Source organism: Streptomyces sp. CO7, from assembly GCF_053474865.1.
Genome location: NZ_JBRIOU010000005.1, coordinates 368,844 through 370,639, shown reverse-complemented (window position 1 = coordinate 370,639; position 1,796 = coordinate 368,844). Strand labels below are relative to the sequence as shown.

The following is a 1,796-nucleotide window of genomic DNA, read 5'->3' as shown; positions in this document are numbered from 1 at the left end:
CTGGAAAAGGACCGGGCCCTGCTGCCCGCGCGCGGTGGCGCGGGCAGCAGGGCCCGGGACGGCTCGGGAGCCGGGAGGATCAGGCCTCCGGGGTCTCCTCGGTGGCGGCCTCGGCCTCCACCTCGTCCTCGTCGTCGCTCAGGTCGACGACCTCACCGTTGGTGTCCTTGACGGTCGCGGACTCCACGACCGACGCCAGCGCCTTGCCGCGGGCGACCTCGCCCACCAGCATCGGGACCTGGTTGCCCTGGACGACCTGCTGCGCGAACTGGTCGGGGGACATGCCGGAGGAGGCCGCACGCCGCATGAGGTGCTCGGTGAGCTCCTCCTGGTTGACGTTCAGCTTCTCGCGGTTGACCAGCGCGTCGAGGACGAACTGGGTCTTGATGCCCTTGATCGCGGCGTCACGCGTCTCGGTGTCGAACTCCTCGGCGGACTTGCCCTGGATCTCGAGGTACTTCTCGAGGTCGAGGCCCATCTGGCCGAGCTGGTGGTGCTCCAGGTTGTGCTTGCGGGTCTGGATCTCGTCCTCGAGCAGCTTCTCGGGGATCGGGACCTCGATCAGCTCGAGCAGCTTGTCCAGCACGCGCTCCTGCGCCTGCGTGGCCTGGTCGTACTGCTTCATGTTCTCGAGGCGCGAGCGGCTGTCCGCCTTGAGCTCCTCGAGGGTGTCGAACTCCGAGGCCAGCTGGGCGAACTCGTCGTCCAGGGCCGGCAGCTCGCGCGCGGCGACCTGGGTGATCTTCACCGTGATCTCGGCCTGCTTGCCGGCGGCGGAGCCGCCCTTGAGCTCGGAGGTGAAGGTGGCCTCGCCACCGGCCTCCACGCCCTTGACGGCCTCGTCGATGCCGTCCAGCAGCTCGCCCGAGCCGATGGTGTAGCTGACGTCCTTGGCGACGCCGTCCTCGAGGACCTCGCCGTCGACCTTGGCCTCGAGGTCCAGGGTCACCACGTCGCCGTCCTCGGCGGCGCGCTCCACCGGGGAGGTGGTGGCGAAGCGCTCACGCAGCTGCTCGACCGACTTCTCGACGTCCTCGTCGGACACCTCGACGGCGTCGACCTCGACCTCGATGTTCGAGAAGTCCTCGGGGAGCTCGATCTCCGGGCGGATGTCCACCTCGGCGGTGAAGCTCAGCAGCTCGCCGTCCTTGAGGTCCTTGATGTCGACCTCGGGCTGGCCCAGCGGGTCGACGTCGGCCTCGTTGACCGCCTGCGTGTAGAACTTCGGGAGGGCGTCGTTGATCGCCTCCTCGAGAACCGCACCGCGGCCGAACCGCTGGTCGATGACGCGGGCCGGGATCTTGCCCTTGCGGAAGCCCTTCACCGTGACCTGCTGGTTGATCTTCTTGTACGCCGCGTCGAGGCTGTCCTTGAGCTCCTCGAAGGGCACCTCGACAGTGAGCCGAACCCGGGTCGGGTTCAGGGTCTCCACGGCGCTCTTCACGGTTCGGTCTCCTTGTGGCTGACTGCTTGGGTTTGCCGGGACCAGAACGGTCCGGCGACTCGCGCACCGGGGCGGCTTCGGCGTCAGGCTCTGAAGCTTCACGGCTGACTGCACACGGGCGCGCTTGCATAGTAACCGCAGCCGCCACACCGCCCAAAAGCCGATCACCGGACCCCAGAGGGCGCCCGGTGATCGTTCGGTGTCGGGGTGGCGGGATTTGAACCCACGGCCTTCCGCTCCCAAAGCGGACGCGCTACCAAGCTGCGCCACACCCCGTCAGGTGCGATCCGTAGGGTACACGCGGCGGGGGTCGCCGGCCGCCGGTTTCGGCCCCGCCGGCCGGGGGAGGGAC

Annotated in this window: 1 protein-coding gene and 1 tRNA gene; both read right to left on the bottom strand. The window is 68.8% G+C overall.

Features of this window, described 5'->3' with window-relative positions; genetic code table 11:
* Nucleotides 1-79: 79 nt before the first annotated feature.
* Nucleotides 80-1,444 (bottom strand): trigger factor, encoded by a 1,365-nt coding sequence (gene tig / locus ACOV8S_RS20115; protein WP_448319176.1) that lies wholly within the window; start codon nucleotides 1,442-1,444, stop codon nucleotides 80-82.
* A 202-nt stretch (nucleotides 1,445-1,646) separates the two neighbouring features.
* Nucleotides 1,647-1,720 (bottom strand) — tRNA-Pro (locus ACOV8S_RS20110).
* Nucleotides 1,721-1,796 lie beyond the last annotated feature (76 nt).